Source organism: Sphingomonas lutea, from assembly GCF_014396785.1.
GTDB lineage: Bacteria > Pseudomonadota > Alphaproteobacteria > Sphingomonadales > Sphingomonadaceae > Sphingomicrobium > Sphingomicrobium luteum.
Genome location: NZ_CP060718.1, coordinates 1,161,936 through 1,184,669, shown reverse-complemented (window position 1 = coordinate 1,184,669; position 22,734 = coordinate 1,161,936). Strand labels below are relative to the sequence as shown.

Genomic DNA, 22,734 nt, shown 5'->3' with positions numbered 1-22,734 from the left:
CCAGGCTTAAAGTCACGCCAAAAGCGCTGCACACCATGACTTCAGTGACGTTAGACCGATCCACAGAGGGCGCAGCGCCGTTCGCGCTCTACGTCCACTGGCCGTTTTGCGTCAGTAAGTGCCCATATTGCGACTTCAACAGCCATGTTCGGGGCGGAATCGACCAGCTTTCGTGGCGCGATGCGCTCCTCGCGGACCTTGCTCACGAAGCGCGCTTGCTGCCCGGGCGGCGGCTGGTCTCGATCTTCTTCGGCGGCGGCACGCCCTCGCTGATGCCGCCCGATACGGTCGCCGCAGTGATCGCGGCGGCACAGGCGCATTGGCCCGCCGCCGCCGACATCGAGATCACGCTCGAAGCCAATCCCAATTCGGTGGAAGCAGCGCGCTTCGCCGATCTCGCCGCCGCGGGGGTCAACCGCCTCTCGCTCGGCCTGCAGAGTTTCGACGATGCCGCCCTCGCCTTCCTTGGCCGCGCCCATTCGGCGGCCGAAGGGCTGCGTGCGCTCGACATCGCCCAGCGCAATTTCGACCGGGTCAGCTTCGACCTGATTTACGCCTTGCCGGGTGACAGTGAGGCGGCGTGGGCGGCGACGCTCAAACGCGCGCTGGCGCTCGGGACGTCGCATCTCTCGCTTTATCAATTGACGATCGAGCCCGGTACGCGCTTCGCGACGATGGTCGGCAAGGGCGATTTCCTACCCCTCGACACCGACCCCGCCGCCGCATTGTTCGAACTAACCGACGCCATGACATCGGCCGCGGGCGTGCCGGCTTATGAGATCAGCAATCACGCCCGCCCCGGACACGAGAGCCGTCACAACCTCACTTACTGGCGCTACGGCGATTATGTCGGGGTCGGCCCCGGCGCGCACGGCCGCCGGCTCGGCCTGCGCACGGTGCGCCATCGCAAGCCAGAAAATTTCCTCTCCGCCGTCGCCCGCAACGGCCACGGCATCGTCGAGGAAGAACGGCTATCGCCTGGGGAAAGCGCCGACGAGGCCCTGGTGATGGGGCTGCGCCTGCGCGAGGGGATCGACGCTGACGCGCTCGCCGCGCGCTTCGGCTTCGCGGGAATCGTCGACTGGGCGCGGGTCGATCGCCTCGCCGCCTCCGGCCATCTTGAACGGCAGGGCTCGCACATCCGCCTCACCGGCGCCGGGCGCTTGCTTCTCGACGCGATCCTTGGCGAGATCGCGTTGGCCGCGCCTATTGCTTCTTCGGCTCCGCCGCCGCGGGCTGCGCAGCCGGAGTCATCGCAACGCCTTGCGGTTTTGCGGTAAGCTGCTCGGCCATGAACTTATACTTCTCGACCGGGGTCGCGACATAATCGTCAACCGTCATTGTCGCGTCTTCGGCCGCCGCCTTCTTGGCCATTCCGTTCTTGACCCGGAAGGCCACGACTGCGGCCTTGAGCGCGTCCATCTGCACGCTGCAATTTGTCCGCAAATATCCTTCGATCGCGTCCGCCCCGATCTTCTCGTTGCTGGCTTTCGCGCTCGCTTCGCGCAGGCAGCCGCGGAAGGCATCGGTCGGCGCCGCAATCCCCGCCTGAAGCCCCACCAGCGCAAGCGCGGACGCGCCCAAAATTGCAATCACTGCACCTCTCCCCAGGCGTTGACTACAGAGTCGGCACGATGACTCCTTTTTCGCGTCTTTGGAAGGGCTTATCCGTGCCGCCCGAATGACCGGCGAACTCGCCCCCGGCCTTTATGTCGTCGCGACGCCAATCGGCAATCTCGGCGACCTCAGCCCACGCGCTGCCGACGTGCTGCGCCGCGCCGAATTGATCCTGGCCGAAGACACGCGCGTCACCGGCAAGCTGCTCGCCCATGCCGGTGCCAAGCGCCCGCTCCAGCGTTACGACGATCATGCCGAAGCGCGTGGTCGCGAAGCGATCGTCGCGCGGCTCGGCAGCAAGGCGGTGGCACTGGTCAGCGACGCGGGAACGCCGCTGATCTCCGACCCCGGCTATAAGCTGGTTCGCGATGCCCGCGCCGCGGGTCACAAGGTCTTCGCCGTTCCCGGCCCAAGTGCAGCGATCGCGGCGCTCAGCATCGCCGGCCTGCCCAGCGACCGCTTCCTGTTCGCCGGTTTCCTTCCCGCCAAGGCCAAGGCCCGCGCCGACGCGATTGCCGAACTTGCCGGCGTTCGCGCGACATTGGTGTTCTACGAAAGCGGCCCGCGCTTGGGCGAAAGCCTCGCCGCAATGTCGGATGGCCTGGGCGAGCGCGAAGCAGTGGTCGCGCGCGAACTGACCAAGCTGCACGAAGAATGCGTCACCGGTACCCTTGCCGACCTTGCAGCGCGTTATGATTCGACCGCGCCGAAGGGTGAGATCGTCATCGTCGTTGCCCCGCCTGCGGCAGCGTCCGAAGCCAGCGACGACGCGCTCGATGCCGCGCTCGATGAGGCGCTGGCGCGGCTGTCCCCGTCGCGCGCGGCGGCCGAGGTCGCCGAACTGCTCAACATCCCCCGCAAACGCGCCTACGCTCGCGCGCTCGAACGCGCCAAATGACTCGAAAGGCAGCAGAGCAGCGCGGGCGGCGCGCCGAGACGTTTGCCTGCTGGTACCTGCGGCTGCGCGGCTGGCGGATCCTCGCCCGCCGCGCCCGCGTTCCGGGTGGCGAAGTCGACATCGTCGCCCGCCGCGGCAAGACGCTGGCCTTCGTCGAAGTGAAAGCGCGCGCCACATCAAACGATGCCGAATTCGCGCTCGATGACTGGCGCTTGCGGCGGGTCGCCGTCGCCGCCGAGCGGATCGCGCCGCGCTTCATGCGCCCCGACGACGATGTGCGCATCGACGCCATGTTCATGGTCCCGGGCCGCTTGCCGACGCATCTCAAGGACGTGTGGCAAGGGTGACAAAGGAAAATCGCTCGCCTAGGCGCCCGTCCATGCCGCTTCGCGTCGCCGTGCAGATGGACCCGCTCGAGGGCATCAATATTTCCGGGGATTCGACCTTTGCACTGATGCTGTCGGCGCAGGAGCGCGGTTATCGGCTTCATCATTATTTGGCCGATGCGCTGACCTATCAGGACGGCCGCGTCTTCGCCGGCGCGCATTCCGTTAGCGTGAAGCGCGACGCGGCGGACCATTTCCGCCTGGGCGCATTCGAAATCCTCGATCTGGGCAAGGACGTCGACGTCGTCCTGATGCGCCAGGATCCGCCGTTCGACCTTGGCTACATCACCGCGACGCACCTGCTCGAACGAATCCAGGGCGACACTTTGGTCGTCAACGACCCTGCTGCCGTCCGCAATGCGCCTGAGAAAATCTGGGTGCTCGATTACGCGCGCTTCATGCCGCCGACCGCGATCACGCGCTCCCTCGGCGTAGCTCGGGAGTTTCTCGCCCAGCATGGCGAAGCGGTGTTGAAGCCCCTGCATGGCAATGCGGGAAAAGCGGTGTTCAAGATCGGCCGCGACGGCGCCAACCTCGCGCCGCTACTGGAGCTGTTCAACGCCGCCTATCGCGAACCGCACGTCCTCCAAGCTTTCCTTCCCGAGGTGTCCGACGGCGACAAGCGCATCGTCCTTGTCGATGGCGAGGTCGCCGGCGCGATCAACCGCCGCCCGGCCAAGGGCGACATCCGCTCCAACCTCGCCGCCGGCGGCACCGCCGAAAGCACCGAGCTGACCGACGGCGAGCGCGAGATTTGCGCCGCGCTTGCGCCCGAGCTCAAGCGCCGTGGCCTGCTGTTCGTCGGCATCGACGTGATCGGCGGCCGCTGGCTGACCGAAATCAACGTCACCTCGCCCACCGGCATCGTGTCAATCGACCAGTTCAACGGGACCGACACTGCCGGGATGATCTGGGACGCGATCGAACGGCGCGTAGATGCCGGCGCCGCCGCATGAGCGACTGGATTCTCGGCCTGATCGAGCAGTCGGGCTACCTTGGCGTTGGTTTCCTGATGTTTCTGGAAACCGTTTTCCCGCCGATCCCGTCTGAAGTGATCATGTCGCTGACCGGCATCGCCGCGGCGCAGGGCCGCATCTATCTGCCCTTCGCCATTGCCGCGGGGACCGCCGGGGCGATGCTCGGCAACATCCTGTGGTACCTTGCCGCCCGCGCTCTCGGCCACGACCGCCTCAAGCCCTTCGTCAAGCGCCACGGGAAGTGGCTGACGGTCAACTGGAAGGATGTCGAGAAAGCGCATCGCTGGTTCGACCGCTACGGCGTGTGGATCGTCCTCGTCGGGCGCGTCATGCCGACCATCCGCTCGCTCATCTCGGTTCCCGCCGGTCTGCTCGACATGCGTTTCCGCAACTTCGTCATCGCATCGACCATCGGCACCGCGATCTGGACGACCCTGCTAGCTGTCGCAGGCTACAAGCTGCGCGAAAATTATGCCGACATCGACCAGTGGATCACGCCGGTGTCGAACATCGTGCTGGTGTTGCTGGTCGGCGGCTACCTGCTCCGGCTGATCCTGCACAAAGTCGATCTCGACTAATCACGCGCGCGGATGCGCGTGGCGATACACGTCGAGCAGGCGCGCCGCGTCCACCGCCGTGTAGATCTGCGTCGAGGAGAGGCTGGCGTGGCCGAGCAATTCCTGCAGTGCACGCAGGTCCGCGCCGCGCGCGAGCAAATGGGTAGCAAAACTGTGGCGCAGTGCGTGAGGAGTCAGGCTGTCGGGAAGCCCCAAGCGCTTCCGCGCCGCGGCGACCGCGCGCCGCACCAGGTCCGGGTTCAGCGGCCCGCCGCGCGCGCCGACGAACAGGGGTGCGTCACCGCTGAGCGGATATGGGCACTGGCGCACATAATCGTCGATCGCCTCGCGGATCGCGGGGACGATGGGCACGATCCGCGTCTTTGATCTTTTGCCCGTGACCCGGAGAGTCGCGCCCAGCGGCAGCGCGCGGGCAGTCAACGACAGGGCTTCGGCAACCCGCAAGCCGGCGCCGTAAAGCAGCAGCAGGATGGCAAGGTCGCGCGCACCGATCCACGCCTGACTGGCCGCGCCCGCCGCATCCTCGGCCAAGCCCATCGCATCTTCGGGCGATGCAGGCCGCGGGAGGGTGCGTGGGCGACGCGGCGCGCGCGTTCGCGGCAGCTGCGCGACCCGACCGTCCTGCTCCGCGACATATTTCAGGAAGGCGCGCACCCCCGACAACTCGCGCGCGGCCGAGGCAGGGCCAAGCCCCTCGCCGCGCCGGTGCGCCAGAAAAGCGCGCAGATCAACCGCGGCCAAAGTGCCAAGATCGGCGGTGGAAACCGGCCCGCCGCGATGCGCCTGGAGGAAATCGATCAGCCGATGCGCGGTCGCGACGTAAGCGCGCACCGTGTGCAAGGAGCGTCGCCGGTCATGCTGCAAATGCCCGCCCCATCGGGCCGCGAGGCCGCGGGGTTCGTCTACGCCTAGCTCTGCGGGTCGATCAGCCACCGTCGGATCATAGACGCGAGGCTGTGGCCAAGGAACATCAACAATTCCGAACCATGCCGCGCGTCAAGGCTGAGCGAATCGCGCTGGCCAAGGACCAGCAGCCCGCACGGCAGCGGCGGCTCGCAATCGATGCGGACCAGGGCCTCCGCGCGGATCAATCCGCTCGCCGGGCCGAACAAGGGGTGGCCGCGCGCCACGCTGCGCATTTCGACGCCGTTGACCTGACGGATGGCGCGAAGAAGGATCTTGGGATCGACCGGCTGCACGCCGGAGCCGTCGGCGCGGAAGCCCTGCTCACCCACAACCAACGACAGCGCGACCGCGTCGATGCCCAGGATCAGCGGCCATTCCTGCGCAACGACGTGGAACAGGCGCTCCATTCCGTCCGCGTCGATCGCGGCAAGGACCGCGGCGTGGATCGAGCTTACCGCGCCAGAATGACCGCGGGCAAAAGCGATCAAATCCTCATTGGCTTCCTGGGCGGCGCCAAGCCGCGCCTGCAGGCTCGCCAACGCGCGCTCTTCGAATTGGATCACCTGCCCCATTTGCCCTTGGATACGCCCGAAGCAGTTAATTTCCTACTGAGGCAGACAAACGAAAAGCGGCGGCGCCTTTCGGCACCGCCGCCCCCCGTCTCGCTGCCGAAGCAGCGAAGTCTTACAGCTCGTTCGAAACGTTATTGAACGTCGTGCCGAGCTTCGTGCCGATGTTCTGCATCGCAGCGATGGCAGCAACGGCGATCAGGGCCGCGATCAGGCCGTATTCAATGGCGGTCGCACCCTTCGAATTTTTGATCAGCTTGAGAAACTTGCTCATGGTCTTCGCTCCTTGGTTCCAAGAGAGGCGCTTGCCGCCTCACCTGCAGTCCACTTCGCAGGATGCGACGAAATTAGGCCGTGAGCCGTTGAGAAAGCGTTACTTCCAAGGGTTTCCGAGAGGTTAAGCGCGGTTGGCCGCGATCAGATCTTCTGCCCGGTCGATTCCCAGTCCTTGAGGAAGCTGGCAATGCCCGCGTCGGTCAGCGGGTGCTTGAATAGTTGCCAGATGATCTTGGGCGGCGCGGTCATTACGTCGGCGCCGATCTTGGCGGCTTCGACCACATGCATCGGGTGACGCACCGAAGCGACCAGGATTTGCGTATCAAATTCGTAATGGTCGTAGATCAGGCGAATGTCGGCGATCAGCTGCATCCCGTCGAACGCGACATCGTCGTGGCGGCCGACGAAGGGCGAGATGAAGGTCGCGCCGGCCTTGGCCGCAAGCAGCGCCTGCGCCGCCGAAAAGCACAGGGTGACGTTGACCATCGTGCCGTCCGAGGTCAGCGCACGGCACGCCTTGAGGCCATCGGGCGTCAACGGGACCTTGATCGCGATATGCTTGGCGATCTTCCGCAGCACCTCGGCCTCGCGCATCATGCCGTCATAATCGAGCGCGACGACCTCGGCCGAGATCGGCCCTTCGACGACATCGGCGATTTCCCGCACCACTTCGAGGAAATTGCGCCCCGCCTTGTGGATCAGGCTGGGGTTGGTCGTCACCCCGTCGAGCAGGCCGGTCGCGGCCAGATCGCGGATTTCGGAGATTTCGGCGGTATCGGCGAAGAACTTCATTTGCGGTCCCCGAGGTGATCGTGCTGAGAGGGCCAATAGCGGCGGCCTGCGAGGCCGTCATGGTGATTCGCGAAGGAGAGTGCGATGACCGACCATGTGAAGGTGGAGCGGGCCGGCGCGGTGCTCGCCATCACCCTCGCCCGGCCTGAGCGGCGCAACGCGATCACCGTCGCGATGTACGCCGCGCTGGCCGACGCGGTCGAATCCGCCGCGAACGATCCGACCGTCCGCCTGATTACGCTGGAGGGCGACGGGGAGGACTTCACCGCCGGCAACGACCTCGCCGATTTCCTTTCCGCGCGGCCCGACCCTGGGGTGGGCGACCTGCCCGTCTGGCGTTATCTGCGCGCGCTAGCCGACAACGCTGTGCCGATCCTCGCCTGCGTGCAGGGCAATGCGGTGGGCATCGGCACGACGATGCTGATGCATTGCGACCTTGTCGTCGCCGAGCGCGGGTGCCGCTTTCATCTGCCCTTCGTCGACCTGGGGCTGGTGCCGGAGGCTGCGAGCAGTCTGATCATGCCGGACTTCGCCGGGCGCCGGCGCGCCGCGCGGCATCTGCTGCTGGCCGAGCCGTTCGGGGCCGAGGAGGCGCTGACGATGGGGCTGGCCAGCCATGTGGCCGAGAGAGGCGAGGCGCGCGCGCTTCGCGATCGCCTGGTCGCCACTGTTCTCGCCAAGCCGGCCGAGGCGATGCGCCAGACGCAAGCCTTGCTGCGCCGGGTCGACCGGGCCGCGGTGCTCGACCGCATGGAGCTGGAGAACGGCCACTTCGCCGAGCGGCTTCAATCGGACGAGGTCAAGCAGGCCATCGCCGCCTTCTTCGCGGCGCGGGCAAAAGCTTAGGTGCCGGCGATATAGACCCGCTTGGTCTCCGTGATGTTGACCGGCGGCCCGTTGAAGAACAAGTAGTTGGGCGTCATGGTGAAGGTGACGCTGAGCGTCCGGTACCCGCTGTTGGCCGGGCCGTTGGTCACGACGGGGTCGCTATAGGTACCGACCTTCGTTCCGAATACGCGTTCGTTGATGCGCGTCTTGATCTGATCGTTGGTCGGAACCGTGCACCCGTTGGCAATCGTCGGGTTGTAGCAGAGCGTGGCGTAACGCGCCCCTTCACCGAGCGCATGCTGCATGCCGGCCTTGGCCTGGAACGCGACGCCGACCTGGAAAATGCCGTAAAGAAACAGCAGCAAGGTCGGCATCGCGATCGCCATTTCGATGATCGCTGCGCCGCGCTCATCGCGCCGCAAGTGCTTCAAGACGGTCATTGGACTCGCAGCCCCGCTTCGCCCACCAGGGTGAAGGACCCGTCGGCGTTCGACCCCAGGAAGCGCGTTTCGAACATCGGCACGTAGGCTTTTTCGATGCGGACGTTCAGGTGACGTGAGTAAACCTGCCCGTTTTGGCAGACCTTCTCATAGTCTGCCGCTTGGGTGGCGACATTGTTGTTCTGGCGAACGCCGTTGCACTCCAGCCAGTATCGCACCTGCACCGCGTTCGTCGGGACGCCGGCGGCAGCGGCGGTTTCAGCCCGCAACCCCTGGAAGATACTTTGGGACTCGTCGCCCTGCATCCCTTGCATGGCCTTTTCGATCGCGCGCTGAGCCACCTGCTCAAGCTCGAGCTTGGCATTGTAGCCGCGGCTGATGTCGACCATGCCGATGACCATCGCGGCCAGGAAGGGCGCGGTCAGCGCCAGCTCGATGACGGATGCGCCGCGCTCGTCGCGGCCGATGCAGGAGGGCGCGCGCATCATGCCACCAGCCGGACGTGCTTGCCCATGATCGCGCCCCCGCCATAACCCCCGGTGCAGGTGTTGTTGATGCTGCCGTTGCCGGAGAAGGACACGATGTAGGACACGAATTTGGCGCACGTGAAGTTGAGGTTGGCGGTACCGTTGATGTCCAGTGCCTGATTCGGAAAATAAAAGGCGCCGCTCATCACCGAATTGGAATTGCCGTTGATCTTGTTGGTGATCGTCGTCGACTGCGGCGCTCGCCGATCCTGGAAAAACAGGATTTCCTTGTAGGTTCCGCTTGTCGGTGCGGTCATTTTGATCTCGGCTCCGGCATTGATGTCGACCGTGCCGATATTCGCCGTGGAACCGCCGCTGCTGTTGGACAGGATGATCGTACAGCCGGTGCAGCTGATCTTGGCCTGACCTCCGGCGCTGAAGTTGCCGCCGTCGATAACGTAGGTCGCACTGCCTAGGTTGAGCGTCCCCTTGATGTCGATCTCACTAACGCATTGTACGCTTCCCGCGGGGTCGGCCGTACGGTCGATCGTGTTCCCCGGATTATTGCGCAGACGGCTCGCGCTGCCCTGGCAAGGGCCGAACGGTTTGGGCGGCTCCTTCGTCGCATACGGATCTTCCTGCTTGACCGTGTAGGGAAGCAGTTCCGCCCCATTCCAGTGCGAGCTCGGCGGAACGTTGCCCACCGCCGCGACGGGGGTCGCATGAACCTGCGACGAGCCTGTCGCAATCGCGGCGCTCAGCGAATTGGAATTGGTGATCATGCCGCAGCCCAGGTTCAGCGTGCTGTTGCCGGTCGACGTGATCCCCGTCACTCCGCTATCGATCAGACTGACGACGCAATAGACGCCGGTCGCGATCGTTGCCGCCGTCCCCGCCGCCCGGATGATCGGCGGATTGGGAAGAAACAGCGATGAGAAGCTCAACCTTTTCTGGATTTCGAGCTCGACCCGCACGCCATTCGTCCAGCTGCCGCTGGTCGGGAACGTGACTTCCTGCGGATTGAGCAGGGCGAAGCCGACGTGATTGTTTCGCGTCAGGTCATTCGCCACCGCCTGGGCGGCGGTCTGGCCGGCGTTGTTCTGGACGCGCGCGTAGGTGCCGGCGAGTGCCGCGGAGTCGGCCGCGCGCTGGAGCTGCCGCTTCCACAACGCCCATTGGATGGTGTCGCTGGCGAGACCGGCCGAGCCGATCACCAGCGGCAGTGCCGCGCCCGCGAGGACCAAGGCATTGCCGCGCTTGTCCTTGATTAGCCGTTTCCAGAAGGTCATCGGATCCCCACACATTTTGTGCGCTTCGGCAGCGACTTAGCCTGACTGTGGTGAGCGAACCGTTGAGGCCTGTGGTTAATCGCCGTTGACCATGAATCCGCGGGAGGTTCCCTTGCGAAACTGTGTCTTACACCTATAATACACGGCAAGGCTCTTGCACAGCGTGCCGTGGCCGTTCACCGTTGGCGGCGGAACGTTGCGCAGCGCAGCGAAAGGAATGACGATGGCGACCGAACCCGCGAGCGACACCAAGACCGCGACGAAGCTGAAGCTGGACCCGCCCGAGGTACTGCAGCCGATCGCGCCCGCGGAAGCCGCCGGCCTGGTCCCGCTCAAGTCCGAAGAAACGACCGAGCTCGACAAGCGCGTCGGCCAGTTTGTCGATGAACTCGCCGCGCTCGATTCCAACAGTCCCGATTTCGGCAAGAAGGTCGATCAGCTGACCGCCATGGGCCGCAAGGAGATTGCCGAGGCGGCGGGGGCGTCCAACCGCTTCCTCGACCGCCCGGTGAAGGCGATCGACAAGGACACCGGCATCGGCGCCGACCTGACCGAGCTTCGCCGGACGGTCGAATCGCTCGACCCCAAGGAAGCGACCAAGACGCGGAAGCTGCTTGGCATCATCCCGTTCGGCAATCGCGTCGACAAATATTTCGACAAGTATCGCAGCTCGCAGACGCACATTTCTAAGATCCTCGGCAGCCTCGCCAATGGCAAGGACGAGTTGCTCATGGACAATGCCGCGATCGACACCGAGCGCGCGGGCCTGTGGAAGACGATGCACAAGCTCGAGCAGATGGTGCACATCTCCCGCTCGCTCGACCGCAAGCTCGAGGACAAAGCCAATGAGCTCGACGCGACCGATCCGGCCAAGGCCAAGGCGATCCGCGAGACGGCGTTATTCTATACGCGCCAGCGCACTACCGATTTGCTGACCCAGATGGCGGTGACGGTCCAGGGCTATCTCGCCCTCGACCTGGTCAAGAAGAACAATGTCGAGTTGGTGAAGGGCGTCGACCGCGCGTCGACTACCACGGTCGCGGCGCTGCGCACTGCGGTGACCGTCGCCCAGGCGATGACCAACCAGAAACTGGTGCTTCAGCAAATCAGCGCGCTCAACACCACGACTGCGGGCATGATCGATTCGACCGGCGAGATGCTGCGGACTCAGACGGGTGCAATCCACGAGCAAGCCGCGAGCTCGACCATCCCTCTCGAAACGCTGCAGCGCGCCTTCCAGAACATCTACGACACGATGGACCAGATCGATCAGTTCAAGCTGCAGGCGCTCGGCAATATGAAGCAGACCGTCGACACGCTCGGCAAGGAAGTCGAGAAATCGCGCGGCTACATTGCGCGGGCGGAAGGCGTGAACCAGGCCAAGCTGGAGAACACCGCCTCCCCGTTCGCGCCCATTGAGAGCAAATGACCAACGTCAACGACAAGGTTGAGCGCGCGGTCGCGCGGTTCGAGCGAGTCACACGCCAGCTGGACGAGCGCAAGGGGCCGGTGCGCGATGCCGCGCGGCGGGAGCGCCAGCGGCTCAATGCCGACCTCGGTCGCCGCTTTGCCCGCGTCGCGGTCGCAGTCGGCCTGATCAGCCTGGTGACGATCATCATCGGACTGATCATGCCCATCGGCATGTTCGGGTTTCTGGCGGCGGTCGGCCTGGCGGTCGGCGCGGCCGGCCTGCTCGGCTTCATGCCCGCGCGCGGCGGCGGCGCCCTCCCCGCGCCATCGGCCGACTTGCCCAATGGTGAGATGGTGCAGCAATTCGATTCCTATTTGTTCCGTGCCCGCCGCGCGCTGCCCGCGCCCGCGCAAGCCGAGATCGACGCGCTCAGCGCCGCATTGCCCGCCTTGCGCGAAACGATTGCGCGCGTCGAAACGCTCGACCCGTCTGCGCAGGATGCGCGACGCCTGATGTCGATCCATCTGCCCGGCCTGATCGACCGTTACCAGAAAGTCCCCCCGGCCTATCGCGGCGAAATCGATGGCGAAGGCAAGACCGTCGATCAGCGGCTGGTTGAAGGGCTGGCTGCAAGCCGCGCCGCGCTGGGCGAGATTTCGCAGCGGCTGGCCAAGGCCGACATGGCGGCATTCGAAACGCAGGGCCGCTTCATCACTTCGCGTTACGGCGAATCGGCGATCGACCGCTAACACCGCAAGGCCATTGCGGAGCGGCGCGCGGCACGGCACCTTCTGGCCAAAGAACGACTGGGGGCGGTCATGGCGGCGCACGCACTGCGAAAGGCGGCATATCGGCAACTTGAGCCGTCGGCATGGCCGAAGAAGGGCCTGTCGCCGGTCAATCTGTTTCTTGTCGTCCTGATCGTCATCGCCGTTATCTCGGCCGTCCTTGAAACGGAGCCAATGATCGCTTCGGGCAACGACGATTTCTTCAAATACCTCGAGCTTGGCCTTGGCGTGGTTTTCCTGGTCGAATATCTCGCACGGGTGTGGGTGGCGGTCGATAATCCGCGCTTCGCAAAGGCGCGTTATCCACGCCTGCGCTACATGGTCAGCCCGCTTGCGATCATCGACCTGCTCGCCGTCATCCCCACCTTCTTCGCGTTCGGCGGCGCGCCGAGCCTGGCACTGCGCTTCTTCCGCGTGCTGCGCATGCTGCGGCTGGCGAAGCTCGGCCGTACCTCCGACGCGTGGCACGACATTCGGGAATCTATCTACGAGCGGCGCCACGAGTTTGGGCTGATCCTCGGGCTGCTCATGCTCACGATCCTGGTGTCGGGCTCGCTGCTTTACGTCGCCGAGGCCGAAGCGCAGCCCGACAAGTTTGGGAGTATCCCACGGGCGCTGTGGTGGGCGATCGTAACCCTGACCACCGTCGGCTATGGCGATGCCTATCCGGTCACCGTGCTAGGACGCGTCCTTGCCGGGCTCATCGCCATCACCGGCGTAACCGTCATTGCGCTCCCCACCGGCATTTTCGCCGCGTCCTTCTCCGACGCAATGGATCGCCGCCGGCAGAAGGCGAACGGCGACACGGATGGCGCCGCTTGATGGGGACTCGGCGCACATTGCCCTGTCGCGCCGCGCGGCCCATGATACGCGCCAGTAGGACCCGCCGGAGCTGACGCGGATGCAGCTTGCCCTCGCCAGTGCTGCGCAGGAGAAACGCGGGCGCTTTCGCTTGCCGCCTGCGGTGCCGCCGTTCAGCACGCGCACGTACCGCATCTTCACCCTGATCTGGATGACCGCCTTGCTGCTGGCGATCGTCGGGCCGGCGATGGGCATCTATTATCGCTATGCGGCGGCGGACAATAATTCGCAGCTCGTGCTCGGCAGCCGCGCCGGCTTCGGCGTGGCGCCTGGCGATGCGACCAAGATCCGTTTCGCCGTCGGCCCCGAAGCGCGCCGGAGCGGTATCCGCCCCGGCGACGACATCATCGCGATTTACGGGCTCCCGCTGCCTGCTGTCATGCCGGTGTCCGAACAGGCGCTGGCGGACAATGCCGAAGACCCCGCCTACATCGCGATGGGCAATTTGCTCTACGGCACCGACAGCTCATCGGAGGTGCCGCTGACCGTACGCGGAACCGATGGCCGCACGCGCGAGGTCGTGGTCGTCACGGGCGAGCAGCATATCGATTCCGCCGCCCGATCGGTTGGGCTGGGCCCGAAGCTGTTGAGCTTCATCGATATCCTTCACGTGCTTTTCTATCCCTTCCTGCTGTGGGCGGCGTGGATCCTTCACCGCCGCAACGCGCGCGACGCGGTCAGTTCGATCCTGTCGCTGGCAGTGCTGCTGACGATCAGCGCGGAGCAGCCGTCATCCTTCTTCCTGGCGGCGATCGGCGTGCCGCGCGTGGTCAACGTCGGCTTGTTCGACCTTGGCAACATCTGCCTGCTCGCCGGCATCCTCCTGTTCCCGCACGGCCGATTGTCGGTCCGGCTGGCGGTCCTGCTCGCCTTCCTGCCGGTGCTGCTGTTCCTTCACGGGCAGCTTTACCAGTCGGTGTTCATCGGCTTCATGATCATCGCCGTGCTGCTGCTCCTGCGGTGCCTGCGGCAGACACCCTCGAGCGACCTGCGCCAGCAGATCCGCTGGGCGCTGCTCGGCTTCAGCGGCTATGCCTTGCTGCGCGGCGTCTCGATCCTCGCGGATTCGATGAAGTGGTGGACCGAGACGTTCGCCACGCAAATGCTGGTCGAGGTTGTCGCCGGCCTGTCCTTCGCCGCCGGCGTCCTCGTCCTGCAGCTCGGCCTGCTGATCGCGCTCTTGCGCTATCGCCTGTACGACGCCGAGGTCGTCATCAGCCGGTCAGCCAATTTCGCGCTCATCACGGTCCTGATCGGCGGCATCTTTGCCGCGGCGAACGAGGGCGTGAAGGTGTTCGTCCAGGGGCTCTATGGGCCCGACGCCGGCAATTCCCCGGGCATTTTCGCCGCCGCCGTTGCGACCGTCGCGGTGACGCCGCTGTACGACAAGATCCAGACCTGGTCGGCCAAGAAGTTCCAGCGCAACCTGTTCCTGCTGCGCGACGACTTGCCGGAATGCGTGCGCGACCTGCGCGAGACGGCGACGACCAACGAACTGATCGAGGAAGTGCTCTTGCGGATCGAGCGCGGCGTGCGCGCCGTGCGCAGCGCAGCGATCGTCAACGGCAAGGTGGTCAGCACGCGCGGCGTTTCCGCCGAGGAGGTCGAGGAATGGCGGCAAAGCCGCGAGGGCCAGTCGCTTGAGGAAGACAGCGCCGAATCCAAGGACCGGCTGTTTCCGGTGCGCCTGCCGCTCGTCCCCAGCTCGGACGATGTCGCGCCGATCGGCTACATCCTGGTCGGCCCGCGGCCCGACGGGACGATCGCCAGCAAAGACGAGCAGAACGCGCTCAACGAGATTTCCGAATCGATCGCGCGCGGCATCCGCAACGTCATCAAGCGCGAGGCCCGCGAGCGGCTGGTGATGGACCGGATCGAGGCAAACGCGCGCAGGATTGAGGCGCTGGAAGCCCTGCTCGCCGGGCGCTCGTCGCCGACGCTGAAGCAAGCACCCGGTCCGGCGTGAGCCGTCATGGTTATCGCCGATTTCATTGACGTGCTTCAAATCAAAGCATAATTTACGCGGCAATAGCGGACTTGGGGGTTCATCAATGTCACGTGCCTTGGTTTTGGCCGGGCTGCTGGCCGTCGCGCCGGTCGCAACCGTTCTTCATGCCGATCCCGTTTTCGCGCAGGGCGCCGGGCAAAAGTGCGAGGACAATTCGCAGAAAAAGGCGCGCCGGTCGATGTTCGGAAGCATGCTTGGAAGCATCGGTGGAAGCTTGCTCGGAAGCATGGGCGGGACCGCTGGCACGGTCGCCTCGCTGGCCATGCCCGCGGCGTCCTACCTGGGCGAGGAGCTGCTTCGTGTCCTCGACTGCAAGGAGCAGGTGCAGGCGGCGCAGGCGACCGACCAGGCGATGCGCGGCGGAGTCGGCACCGAAGTCGCGTGGAAGAGCGAGAGCCGGCCCAACGTCACCGGCAAGTCGACCGTGACCGCGTCGCAGCAACTTGCCGACGGCGGGCAGTGCCTGACCGTCACCGATGTCGTGATCGTCGACGGTGAGGAGACGACCGTGCCCAAGCGGATGTGCAAGGCGCGCGGCGCGAAGGGCTTCGCGAAGGTCTAGGCATGACCGCAGGCGCCACCAGAGCGGCACTCGTTGCCTGCCTGATGCTGATCGGCAGCAACGCGGTGGCGGCGACCGATCCCAGGAACCCTACCTGCCCTGACCAGCTTAACTGGTCGACCTATCGGCAGATGCGCTTCACGCTCGATCAGTCGAACGGGCAACGCGTGCTGCGCGCTGAGGGAATGATCGACGAGGACATGCCGGCGCGCTTGAGCGAGGCGCTGCAGGCCAACGATCCGATTGACGAGATTTGGCTGCGCTCCCCCGGTGGCGCTGCGCGTGCCGGCAACGAAGCGGGCAAGATCATTCGGCAGACGGGCATTCCCACGCGCATCCCCGCGGGCTGGGCCTGCTTTTCGGCCTGCAACTTCATGTTCATGGGCGGCGCCGTGCGCTACGTCGATCCCGCGGGTCACTTCGTGGTGCATATGTTCACCCACCTTGGCGACAAGGACGCGGTGCGCTCCGAACTTGCCAAGGGCCATGACAATGCCCTCGGCCTGATCGGCGAAGTCGAGCAGGACTCGGCTTTACTCGCGAGTGAGGATAATGACTTCCTGATTCGAATGGGCGTCTCGCGCAAGCTGCTGACCGAAGTGATGTACCAGCAGAAAGCGGTTGCCGAGGGCGCCGAAGACCAATCGACGCGCCGCTGCCTGACCGCGGCGGAGACTGTGAAATATAACGTAGCGAACGCGCAGTAGGGAGTAATGCAAATGCGATCGAAGCTTTGGCTGGTGGGCACCGCCGCGGCGGTGGCATTGAGTTCGACGGCGGCCATGGCCAGCGTCGTCGTGGTTCGCTCGCTCGGGCCGTCGGCCAAGGCCTATCCGCCGGGCAAGACCCTGCCGGAGAGCGCCAGCATTTCCTTGAAGGGCGGCGACGTCGTCACGCTGCTCGGGCCGAGCAGCGCGCAGACCCTGCGCGGACCCGGCAATTTCAACGCCAAGTCGGTGACGCTGGCTTCCGCCGCCGGCAAGCGCGGCCGCTTCGGCGCGCTACGTACCGCCGATGTCGTGCGCAACCCGAGCATCTGGGACCTCGACGTGACCCAGAGCGGCAAGATGTGCGTGACCAAGGGCGGCAAGCTCAACCTGTGGCGCCCCGATGCGCAGGCGGCGGCGAAGCTCAACATCCGTTCGGCGGATGGCAAGGTGCAGGCCGTCGACTTCGCCCCGGGCAAGACCGCGATCGCCTGGCCCGCGGCAATGCCGCTGGCGGATGCCGAATATCAGATCGAATGGCCTTCGTCGGGTGAGAAGAGCTCAGTGCAGTTCATCACCGTCACCAACGCGCCCGCCGACATGGTCGGCGCCGCGCAGGTGCTGATTGAAAAGGGCTGCCAGAACCAGCTCGAGCTGCTCGTCGAGAGCGCGAGCAAGGGCCCGAAGTAGGCGCTAGCCAACGATCCCGGTGGATCGCAGCCGCGCTATGTCGCCCGGCGCGATCCCCATCGCCGCAAGGATCTCGTCGCTATGCTCGCCAAGCGCGGGGGCGGAAGTTCCGCGTCGGCGCGCACGCCGTCCATGCGCACCGGTGAGCCGACCAGCGGCATCCCCGCGATTGTGCGCACCATGGCGCGGTGCTGTGCCTGGACGTCGGTCAGGGCCTGGCCGATGCGGTTGATCGGGCCTGCAGGAATGCCCGCACGCTTAAGCTGATCGAGCCACTCCGCCGCGGACTTTTGCGCAATCACCTCGCTGACCAGCGCCACGATCACGTTGCGATTGGCAACGCGCGCAGCGTTGCTCGCGAAGCGCGCATCGGCGGTCCATTCGGGATGGCCGCAAATGTCGGCCAGCCGCGCAAACTGCCGGTCGTTGCCGACGGCGATGATGATCGGCTGATCGGCGGCGTCGAACGGTTGATAGGGCACGATATTGGGGTGGGTGTTGCCCTGGCGCGGCGGGTCCTTGCCCGACACGAGCGCGTTCGATGCCTGGTTGGCCATGACCGCGATCTGCGTGTCGAACAACGCCATGTCGATCGTAGCGCCTTCCCCGCTCTTCTCCCGCCTGTAGAGCGCGGCAAGGATCGCGGTGCACGTGTACATGCCGGTGAACAGATCGGCGATCGCGACCCCGGCGCGTAGCGGCCCGCCCCCCGGCGCATCGTCGGGAAGCCCAGTTACGCTCATCATCCCGCCCATGCCCTGGATGATGAAGTCGTAGCCCGCGCGGTCGGCATAAGGCCCGTCCTGGCCGAAGCCGGTGATCGAGGCGTAGATCAGCCGTGGGTGGCCGCCGCGTAAGCTCGTGGCATCGAGGCCGAACTTTGCGAGTCCGCCGACGCGGAAATTCTCGACCACGACATCGCACTGCGCCGCAAGCTGCCGCACCAGCGCCGCGCCCTGGGGTTGGGCGAAATCGATCGCCGCCGATCTCTTGCCGCGGTTGGCGCTGAGGAAATAGGCCGCGACGCGCCGGTCGCCCTGCCCATGCCATGGCGGGCCCCAGTGACGCGTGTCGTCCCCCGCCCCCGGCCGCTCGATCTTGATCACATCGGCACCGAGGTCGGCGAGCAATTGGGTGCACCACGGCCCGGCGAGCACGCGGCTGAGGTCGAGCACCTTGATGCCAGCGAGCGGCGCCTTCATCGGCGTTTCCAGAAACGGCGGTCGGCAAGCACCGCGCGCGCCGCATTATGTCCTGGCGCGCCGGTCACACCGCCACCGGGATGCGCGCCCGACCCGCACAGGTACAATCCCTTGAGCGGCATCCGATAGTCGGCGGCGCCGAGCATCGGCCGCGCGCTGAACAATTGGTCGAGCCCCATCTTGCCGTGGAAGATGTCGCCCCCGATCAGCCCGAAACGCCGTTCGAGGTCGAGCGGCGAATGGATCTGCCGCCCGATCACCGACTTGGCGAAGCCCGGCGCGTGCGCTTCGACCGTGGCGATGACAGTGTCGGCGGCTTTTTCGCGCTCATCATCCCAGCTTCGCCCCGGACCTAAGTCGTAGCGGAAATGCTGGCAGAACAGGCTCGCGACATGCTTGCCCTTGGGGGCGAGGCTTGGGTCGAGCGTCGAGGGGATGAGCATCTCGATCACCGGCTGCTTCGACCAGCCGTGAGTTTCCGCGTCGAGGTAGGCGCGGTGCATGTAGGCCATGCTCGGCGCCATGATGATGCCCGCGGTCAGGTGATTGCCGCGCTTGGGCAGGACGGTGAAGCGCGGCAGTTCGGACAAGGCGACATTCATGCGGAAGGTCGCGCTTTCGCATTTCCACCCCGCCATGCGCGCCGCGACCTTGGCATCGACCGCCCCGCCGGGCACGAGCCGATCGAACAACAGGCGCGGATTGACGCCCGCCACCACCGACGTGGCGCGCCACGCCTTGCCGTCGGCAACGACGCCCGCGGCGCGGCCGTTGGTGACGATCACCTCTTCGACCGGCGTGTTGAGCAGGATGTCGACGCCCGCCTCGCGGCACGCCTTGGCCATGGCCTGAGTGATCGACCCCATGCCGCCGATCGCATGGCCCCATGCACCCGGCACCCCCGCCGCCTCCCCGAACAGATGGTGGAGCAGGACGTAGGCCGTTCCGGACGAATGGGGCGAGGCGAAGTTGCCGACGATCCCGTCGAACGCGAACAGTGCCTTGACGATGTCGCTTTCGAAATAGCGGTCGAGCAATTCGGACGCGCTGCGCAGCGCGAAATCGTGCACGATTCGCGTCTCTTCGAGCGACAGCCCGGCCATGTCGCGCCCAAGGCCGAGCAACTTTGGCAGCGCGCTTAGCTTCGTGCCGACATTGGGCGGCGCCTGGAGTAGCCACTTCTTGAGCAGTCGGACGACGACATCGAGATCGGCGATGTAGCGGTCATATCCCGCGGCATCGGCCTTCGAATGGCGCGCAATCTCCTTGCGCGTCAGGCCGCCACGCCCGGACAAAAGATAATCGCCGTGGCCCGGCAGGAAGTTGTCGGTCTTGCGCAGCACGACCTTCAGCCCGTGCCGTTCGAGCTGCATGTCGGCAATGACCTTGGGGTTGAGCAGGCTGACCGTGTAGCTCGCCGCGCTATTGCGAAAACCCGGCAGGAATTCGTCCGTAACCGCCGCGCCGCCGACGACCGGCCCCGCTTCGAGGATGGCGACCTTAAGACCCTTGCGCGCAAGGTAATAAGCGCAGGTCAGGCCGTTGTGGCCGGCGCCAATGATCACCGCGTCGTGCAAGTACGTCCCCACTAGCTTGCTGATTCCCTCACCGTTCGTGTCGAGCGGACGGGATTATCGCATCAAAACCAATTCTTCGGCCATCGTCGGATGAAGCGCCACGGTCGCGTCGAAGTCGGCCTTCTTGAGCTTGGCCTTCACCGCCACCGCCGCCGCTTGCAAAATTTCGGGCGCATCGGGACCGATCATGTGCATGCCGACCACCTCGTCGGTGCTTTCGTCGACCACCATCTTGTACAGCGAGCGCTCGTTGCGCCCCGCCAGCACGTTCTTCATCGGGCGAAAGTCCGAGACGTAGGTCTTGACGCTGCCCAGCCGGTTGCGCGCTTCGCCCTCGGTCATGCCCACCGCGGCGAGCGGCGGATGGCTGAACACTGCCGAGGGGATGCAACCGTAATCGACCCGGCACGGCTTCTTGCCGAAGAAGGTGTCGGCGAAGGCTTGGCCTTCGCGGATCGCGACGGGGGTGAGCTGGACGCGATCGGTGACGTCGCCGACGGCGAAGATCGACCCGACGTTGGTGCGATTGTCGTCGTCGACCTTGATCTGGCCGTTCTCACCCAGCTCGACGCCCGCCGCGTCGAGCCCAATGCCCTCGATATTGGGCCGGCGCCCGACCGCGAACAGCAATTGATCCGCTTCCATGTCGTCGCAGCCGGTCATCGATATCTGCAGACGCCCGCTGTCGAGCCGCGCGATTCGGTCGATGCGGGTGTTGAATTCGAAGCTGATGCCCTTTTTCACGGAGATCTGAATCAGACGGTCGACGATCTGCTGGTCGTAATGGCGCAGCAGCACGTCGGTGCGGTTGACCAACGTGACCTGCGTTCCGAATTCGAGGAAGATGCCGGCGAATTCATTGGCGATGTAGCCACCGCCGACGATCACGATTCGCTCGGGCAGCTTGTCAAGGTGGAAGACCTCGTTCGAACTGATCGCATGCTCGATGCCCTCAATATCGGGCATCAGCGGGCGCGCGCCGGTGGCGATGAGGATCTTGTCTGCGGTGATCGTCCGCCCACCGGCGAGCTGGACCGAATTGGGCCCGGTCAGCACCGCGCGTTCGCGGAAGATTTCGACCTTATGGTTGGTCAGCGTGTCGGCATAGGCGCCCTCGAGCCGCCCGACCTCGGCCAGGACATTGTCGCGCAGGACGGGCCAGTCGAAGCGGCAGTTGGGAATGTCCCAGCCAAACATCGCCGCGTCGTTCAAATCCTCGGCAAAGTGCGCCCCGTAGACGAGCAACTTCTTGGGCACGCAGCCGCGGATGACGCAGGTGCCGCCGATCTTATGCTCCTCGGCGATGCCGACGCGCGCGCCATAAGCGGCGGACACGCGCGACGCGCGGACGCCGCCCGACCCGGCGCCAATCACGAACAGGTCGAAATCCGCCATCAGAGCCCCGCTCGTTCCATGAGTGCGAGCGTGGAGGCGTCAAGCTTCTCTTCGCTCGTGCCATCGGCCAGCTTGCCCGCGATCTGCTTGCCCAATTCCACGCCCCATTGATCGAACGGGTTAATTCCGAGCAGCGCGGCATTGGCGAAGGTGCGGTGCTCGTAGAAGGCCAGCAGCGCCCCCAGCGAACGCGGGTCGAGCTGGGACAGCAGGATGGTCGCACTGGGCCGGTTGCCGGCATAGGCCCGCTGCGGATCGTCGCTCGCCTTGCCGTGCATCAAGGCCGCCGCCTGGCCGATGGCGTTGAGGAGAAGCGCGCGGCGGTGCTCGGGGCTCTGGCTGTCCTCGCCCTCGCGAACCGTTACAAATTCAACCGGCACGATCGCCGTGCCCTGATGGAGCAACTGGAACACTGCATGCTGCGCATCGGTCCCCGTCCCGCCCCACGTGACCGGCGCGCTCGGCGCGGTCACCGCCGACCCGTCGATCCGCACCGACTTGCCGTTCGATTCCATCTCGAGTTGCTGAAGGTAGAAGGGCAGCAGCCGCAAACGCTCGTCATAGGGAAAGACGGCGCGCGTCCCGCAACCATACTCCTCGGCATAAAGCCGGTCGGCGAAGGCGGCGATCAGGGGCACGTTTTCCGCCGGGGCGGCGAAGCGAAAGTGCCGGTCCATCTCAGCCGCGCCTTCGAGAAGCTCTTCGAACGCATCCCAACCCAGCGCCAGCGCAGCCGATACGCCGACCGCGCTCCACAGCGAGTAGCGGCCGCCGACGCCCTCCCCGAAGACGAGCACGCGGGTTTCGTCGATCCCGGCTGCAACCGCAGCTTCGGGCTTGGCGGTGACCGCGATCACCCGTCCGTGCGGGTCCTCGACGCCGGCGTCACGCAGCCAGTCGAGCGCCGCGCCATAGTTGGCCAGCGTCTCCGCCGTGGTCATCGTCTTCGACGCCACGACGATCAGGGTCGTCACCGGGTCGAGCATGTCGGTAGCTTCTTCAAAGGCGCCGCCGTCAATGTTGGAAAGAAAGCTGACATCGATCCGCGAGCGGCTCCGGCCCAGCGCGTCGGTGAGCAACGCGGGCCCGAGGACCGATCCACCAATACCGATGTGCAGCACTCCGGTGATATCGCCGAATGCGCCGCCCTCGATCGCGTCGACCAGCGCGCGCACACGCCCTCGCCGCGCGGCGGCCTCGGCATTATCGCCCGCCGCGCCGCTTCCACGCTCGGCGACATGAGTCGCGGCGCGGCCCTCGCTGGGATTGACGATGTCCCCGGCAAACAAAGCATCGCGCGCCTTCGCGACGCCCGCAGCTTCGGCGCGGTCCTCGAAGCGCTCAATCGTCGCTCGGTCGAGGTGCGTTTTCGACCAGTCGAAATAGACGCCGGCAACTTCGAACGTCAGGCGGCTCAGCCGGTCAGGCTCGGCCCTGAACAGCTCGTCGAGCCTTTGCGTGCCGCCTTGCTGCCGATGCTCATCCATTGCGCCAGCCACATAAACGGCGC

The 22,734-nt window shown here is 65.6% G+C and carries 25 protein-coding genes; 13 read left to right on the top strand and 12 right to left on the bottom strand.

The window, feature by feature from the left end:
• The first annotated feature begins 35 nt into the window (after nt 1–35).
• On the top strand, nt 36–1,280 hold the full coding sequence (gene hemW, locus H9L13_RS06115; protein WP_187539939.1) for a radical SAM family heme chaperone HemW: 1,245 nt from the start codon (nt 36–38) through the stop codon (nt 1,278–1,280).
• Here hemW and H9L13_RS06110 read toward each other — a convergent pair.
• On the bottom strand, nt 1,207–1,596 hold the full coding sequence (locus H9L13_RS06110) for a hypothetical protein (RefSeq protein WP_187539937.1): 390 nt from the start codon (nt 1,594–1,596) through the stop codon (nt 1,207–1,209). The two genes, hemW and H9L13_RS06110, sit on opposite strands and share 74 nt — an antisense overlap.
• Nucleotides 1,597–1,681: 85 nt before the next feature.
• Here H9L13_RS06110 and rsmI point away from each other — a divergent pair, with 85 nt between their 5' ends.
• From rsmI to H9L13_RS06090, 4 genes are read left to right on the top strand one after another with little or no spacing between them, the layout of a single operon-like run.
• A complete protein-coding gene (gene rsmI / locus H9L13_RS06105) occupies nt 1,682–2,515 on the top strand; it encodes a 16S rRNA (cytidine(1402)-2'-O)-methyltransferase (protein ID WP_187539934.1) in 834 nt (277 codons plus the stop codon).
• A complete protein-coding gene (locus H9L13_RS06100; RefSeq protein WP_187539932.1) occupies nt 2,512–2,862 on the top strand; it encodes a YraN family protein in 351 nt (116 codons plus the stop codon). The genes rsmI and H9L13_RS06100 overlap by 4 nt, the downstream gene beginning before the upstream one ends.
• A 32-nt stretch (nt 2,863–2,894) precedes the next feature.
• Nucleotides 2,895–3,857 (top strand): glutathione synthase, encoded by a 963-nt coding sequence (gene gshB / locus H9L13_RS06095; protein WP_187539930.1) that lies wholly within the window; start codon nt 2,895–2,897, stop codon nt 3,855–3,857.
• Nucleotides 3,854–4,456 carry a DedA family protein gene (locus H9L13_RS06090; RefSeq protein ID WP_187539928.1) on the top strand — a complete coding sequence of 201 codons (603 nt, stop codon included), beginning with the start codon at nt 3,854–3,856 and terminating at the stop codon, nt 4,454–4,456. The genes gshB and H9L13_RS06090 overlap by 4 nt, the downstream gene beginning before the upstream one ends.
• Here the strand turns inward: H9L13_RS06090 and H9L13_RS06085 are convergent, their stop codons facing one another.
• The 4 genes from H9L13_RS06085 to fsa form a co-directional block, all read right to left on the bottom strand.
• The gene (locus H9L13_RS06085) at nt 4,457–5,389 is read right to left on the bottom strand and encodes a tyrosine-type recombinase/integrase (protein ID WP_187539926.1); all 933 of its coding nucleotides are present in this window, start codon (nt 5,387–5,389) and stop codon (nt 4,457–4,459) included.
• The gene (locus H9L13_RS06080) at nt 5,365–5,934 is read right to left on the bottom strand and encodes a DUF484 domain-containing protein (RefSeq protein ID WP_187539924.1); all 570 of its coding nucleotides are present in this window, start codon (nt 5,932–5,934) and stop codon (nt 5,365–5,367) included. Before H9L13_RS06080 ends, H9L13_RS06085 begins: the two co-directional genes overlap by 25 nt.
• A gap of 112 nt (nt 5,935–6,046) precedes the next feature.
• Nucleotides 6,047–6,205, bottom strand: coding sequence for a Flp family type IVb pilin (locus H9L13_RS06075; protein WP_187539922.1), 159 nt, complete (start codon nt 6,203–6,205; stop codon nt 6,047–6,049).
• A 143-nt stretch (nt 6,206–6,348) separates the two neighbouring features.
• The gene (gene fsa / locus H9L13_RS06070; RefSeq protein WP_187539920.1) at nt 6,349–6,999 is read right to left on the bottom strand and encodes a fructose-6-phosphate aldolase; all 651 of its coding nucleotides are present in this window, start codon (nt 6,997–6,999) and stop codon (nt 6,349–6,351) included.
• An 84-nt stretch (nt 7,000–7,083) separates the two neighbouring features.
• Here fsa and H9L13_RS06065 point away from each other — a divergent pair, with 84 nt between their 5' ends.
• Nucleotides 7,084–7,845, top strand: coding sequence for an enoyl-CoA hydratase-related protein (locus H9L13_RS06065; RefSeq protein ID WP_187539918.1), 762 nt, complete (start codon nt 7,084–7,086; stop codon nt 7,843–7,845).
• Here H9L13_RS06065 and H9L13_RS06060 read toward each other — a convergent pair.
• The 3 genes from H9L13_RS06060 to H9L13_RS06050 are packed head-to-tail and all read right to left on the bottom strand — an operon-like array spanning nt 7,842 to nt 10,023.
• Entirely contained in the window at nt 7,842–8,267 is a 426-nt protein-coding gene (locus H9L13_RS06060; protein WP_187539916.1) for a TadE/TadG family type IV pilus assembly protein, read from the bottom strand. The two genes, H9L13_RS06065 and H9L13_RS06060, sit on opposite strands and share 4 nt — an antisense overlap.
• Complete coding sequence (locus H9L13_RS06055; RefSeq protein ID WP_187539914.1) at nt 8,264–8,755, bottom strand: TadE/TadG family type IV pilus assembly protein; 492 nt, start codon at nt 8,753–8,755, stop codon at nt 8,264–8,266. The genes H9L13_RS06060 and H9L13_RS06055 overlap by 4 nt, the downstream gene beginning before the upstream one ends.
• Entirely contained in the window at nt 8,752–10,023 is a 1,272-nt protein-coding gene (locus H9L13_RS06050) for a pilus assembly protein TadG-related protein (protein WP_187539912.1), read from the bottom strand. Before H9L13_RS06050 ends, H9L13_RS06055 begins: the two co-directional genes overlap by 4 nt.
• A 223-nt stretch (nt 10,024–10,246) precedes the next feature.
• Between H9L13_RS06050 and H9L13_RS06045 the strand changes: the two genes are divergently transcribed.
• From H9L13_RS06045 to H9L13_RS06015, 7 genes are all read left to right on the top strand, one after another.
• On the top strand, nt 10,247–11,452 hold the full coding sequence (locus H9L13_RS06045) for a toxic anion resistance protein (RefSeq protein ID WP_187539910.1): 1,206 nt from the start codon (nt 10,247–10,249) through the stop codon (nt 11,450–11,452).
• On the top strand, nt 11,449–12,183 hold the full coding sequence (locus tag H9L13_RS06040) for a hypothetical protein (RefSeq protein WP_187539908.1): 735 nt from the start codon (nt 11,449–11,451) through the stop codon (nt 12,181–12,183). Before H9L13_RS06045 ends, H9L13_RS06040 begins: the two co-directional genes overlap by 4 nt.
• 69 nt (nt 12,184–12,252) lie before the next feature.
• Entirely contained in the window at nt 12,253–13,044 is a 792-nt protein-coding gene (locus H9L13_RS06035; RefSeq protein ID WP_187539906.1) for an ion transporter, read from the top strand.
• Nucleotides 13,045–13,123: 79 nt separating this feature from the next.
• Complete coding sequence (locus H9L13_RS06030; protein ID WP_187539904.1) at nt 13,124–15,049, top strand: PDZ domain-containing protein; 1,926 nt, start codon at nt 13,124–13,126, stop codon at nt 15,047–15,049.
• Nucleotides 15,050–15,134: 85 nt separating this feature from the next.
• Nucleotides 15,135–15,653: a hypothetical protein gene (locus H9L13_RS06025; RefSeq protein WP_187539902.1), complete on the top strand. Its 519-nt coding sequence runs from the start codon at nt 15,135–15,137 to the stop codon at nt 15,651–15,653.
• A gap of 2 nt (nt 15,654–15,655) precedes the next feature.
• Nucleotides 15,656–16,360: a COG3904 family protein gene (locus tag H9L13_RS06020; RefSeq protein WP_235091237.1), complete on the top strand. Its 705-nt coding sequence runs from the start codon at nt 15,656–15,658 to the stop codon at nt 16,358–16,360.
• A gap of 12 nt (nt 16,361–16,372) precedes the next feature.
• On the top strand, nt 16,373–17,050 hold the full coding sequence (locus tag H9L13_RS06015) for a hypothetical protein (protein ID WP_187539900.1): 678 nt from the start codon (nt 16,373–16,375) through the stop codon (nt 17,048–17,050).
• 35 nt (nt 17,051–17,085) lie between these two features.
• Here H9L13_RS06015 and H9L13_RS06010 read toward each other — a convergent pair whose 3' ends face one another.
• From H9L13_RS06010 to pgi, 4 genes are read right to left on the bottom strand one after another with little or no spacing between them, the layout of a single operon-like run.
• Nucleotides 17,086–18,252 (bottom strand): CaiB/BaiF CoA transferase family protein, encoded by a 1,167-nt coding sequence (locus H9L13_RS06010; protein WP_187539898.1) that lies wholly within the window; start codon nt 18,250–18,252, stop codon nt 17,086–17,088.
• On the bottom strand, nt 18,249–19,841 hold the full coding sequence (locus H9L13_RS06005; RefSeq protein ID WP_235091234.1) for a phytoene desaturase family protein: 1,593 nt from the start codon (nt 19,839–19,841) through the stop codon (nt 18,249–18,251). Before H9L13_RS06005 ends, H9L13_RS06010 begins: the two co-directional genes overlap by 4 nt.
• A gap of 42 nt (nt 19,842–19,883) precedes the next feature.
• Nucleotides 19,884–21,224, bottom strand: coding sequence for a glutathione-disulfide reductase (gorA, locus tag H9L13_RS06000; RefSeq protein WP_187539896.1), 1,341 nt, complete (start codon nt 21,222–21,224; stop codon nt 19,884–19,886).
• Nucleotides 21,224–22,711: a glucose-6-phosphate isomerase gene (gene pgi, locus H9L13_RS05995; RefSeq protein ID WP_187539894.1), complete on the bottom strand. Its 1,488-nt coding sequence runs from the start codon at nt 22,709–22,711 to the stop codon at nt 21,224–21,226. Before pgi ends, gorA begins: the two co-directional genes overlap by 1 nt.
• Nucleotides 22,712–22,734: the final 23 nt, after the last annotated feature.

What these genes read in the sequence shown, in the direction of transcription:
- hemW (WP_187539939.1), top strand. Translation starts at nt 36, where the DNA reads ATGACTTCAGTGACGTTAGACCGATCCACAGAGGGCGCAGCGCCGTTC.
- rsmI (WP_187539934.1), top strand. Translation starts at nt 1,682, where the DNA reads ATGACCGGCGAACTCGCCCCCGGCCTTTATGTCGTCGCGACGCCAATC.
- H9L13_RS06100 (WP_187539932.1), top strand. Translation starts at nt 2,512, where the DNA reads ATGACTCGAAAGGCAGCAGAGCAGCGCGGGCGGCGCGCCGAGACGTTT.
- gshB (WP_187539930.1), top strand. Translation starts at nt 2,895, where the DNA reads ATGCCGCTTCGCGTCGCCGTGCAGATGGACCCGCTCGAGGGCATCAAT.
- H9L13_RS06090 (WP_187539928.1), top strand. Translation starts at nt 3,854, where the DNA reads ATGAGCGACTGGATTCTCGGCCTGATCGAGCAGTCGGGCTACCTTGGC.
- H9L13_RS06080 (WP_187539924.1), bottom strand. Translation starts at nt 5,934, where the DNA reads ATGGGGCAGGTGATCCAATTCGAAGAGCGCGCGTTGGCGAGCCTGCAG.
- H9L13_RS06075 (WP_187539922.1), bottom strand. Translation starts at nt 6,205, where the DNA reads ATGAGCAAGTTTCTCAAGCTGATCAAAAATTCGAAGGGTGCGACCGCC.
- fsa (WP_187539920.1), bottom strand. Translation starts at nt 6,999, where the DNA reads ATGAAGTTCTTCGCCGATACCGCCGAAATCTCCGAAATCCGCGATCTG.
- H9L13_RS06065 (WP_187539918.1), top strand. Translation starts at nt 7,084, where the DNA reads ATGACCGACCATGTGAAGGTGGAGCGGGCCGGCGCGGTGCTCGCCATC.
- H9L13_RS06060 (WP_187539916.1), bottom strand. Translation starts at nt 8,267, where the DNA reads ATGACCGTCTTGAAGCACTTGCGGCGCGATGAGCGCGGCGCAGCGATC.
- H9L13_RS06055 (WP_187539914.1), bottom strand. Translation starts at nt 8,755, where the DNA reads ATGATGCGCGCGCCCTCCTGCATCGGCCGCGACGAGCGCGGCGCATCC.
- H9L13_RS06050 (WP_187539912.1), bottom strand. Translation starts at nt 10,023, where the DNA reads ATGACCTTCTGGAAACGGCTAATCAAGGACAAGCGCGGCAATGCCTTG.
- H9L13_RS06045 (WP_187539910.1), top strand. Translation starts at nt 10,247, where the DNA reads ATGGCGACCGAACCCGCGAGCGACACCAAGACCGCGACGAAGCTGAAG.
- H9L13_RS06040 (WP_187539908.1), top strand. Translation starts at nt 11,449, where the DNA reads ATGACCAACGTCAACGACAAGGTTGAGCGCGCGGTCGCGCGGTTCGAG.
- H9L13_RS06035 (WP_187539906.1), top strand. Translation starts at nt 12,253, where the DNA reads ATGGCGGCGCACGCACTGCGAAAGGCGGCATATCGGCAACTTGAGCCG.
- H9L13_RS06030 (WP_187539904.1), top strand. Translation starts at nt 13,124, where the DNA reads ATGCAGCTTGCCCTCGCCAGTGCTGCGCAGGAGAAACGCGGGCGCTTT.
- H9L13_RS06025 (WP_187539902.1), top strand. Translation starts at nt 15,135, where the DNA reads ATGTCACGTGCCTTGGTTTTGGCCGGGCTGCTGGCCGTCGCGCCGGTC.
- H9L13_RS06020 (WP_235091237.1), top strand. Translation starts at nt 15,656, where the DNA reads ATGACCGCAGGCGCCACCAGAGCGGCACTCGTTGCCTGCCTGATGCTG.
- H9L13_RS06015 (WP_187539900.1), top strand. Translation starts at nt 16,373, where the DNA reads ATGCGATCGAAGCTTTGGCTGGTGGGCACCGCCGCGGCGGTGGCATTG.
- H9L13_RS06010 (WP_187539898.1), bottom strand. Translation starts at nt 18,252, where the DNA reads ATGAAGGCGCCGCTCGCTGGCATCAAGGTGCTCGACCTCAGCCGCGTG.
- gorA (WP_187539896.1), bottom strand. Translation starts at nt 21,224, where the DNA reads ATGGCGGATTTCGACCTGTTCGTGATTGGCGCCGGGTCGGGCGGCGTC.
- pgi (WP_187539894.1), bottom strand. Translation starts at nt 22,711, where the DNA reads ATGGATGAGCATCGGCAGCAAGGCGGCACGCAAAGGCTCGACGAGCTG.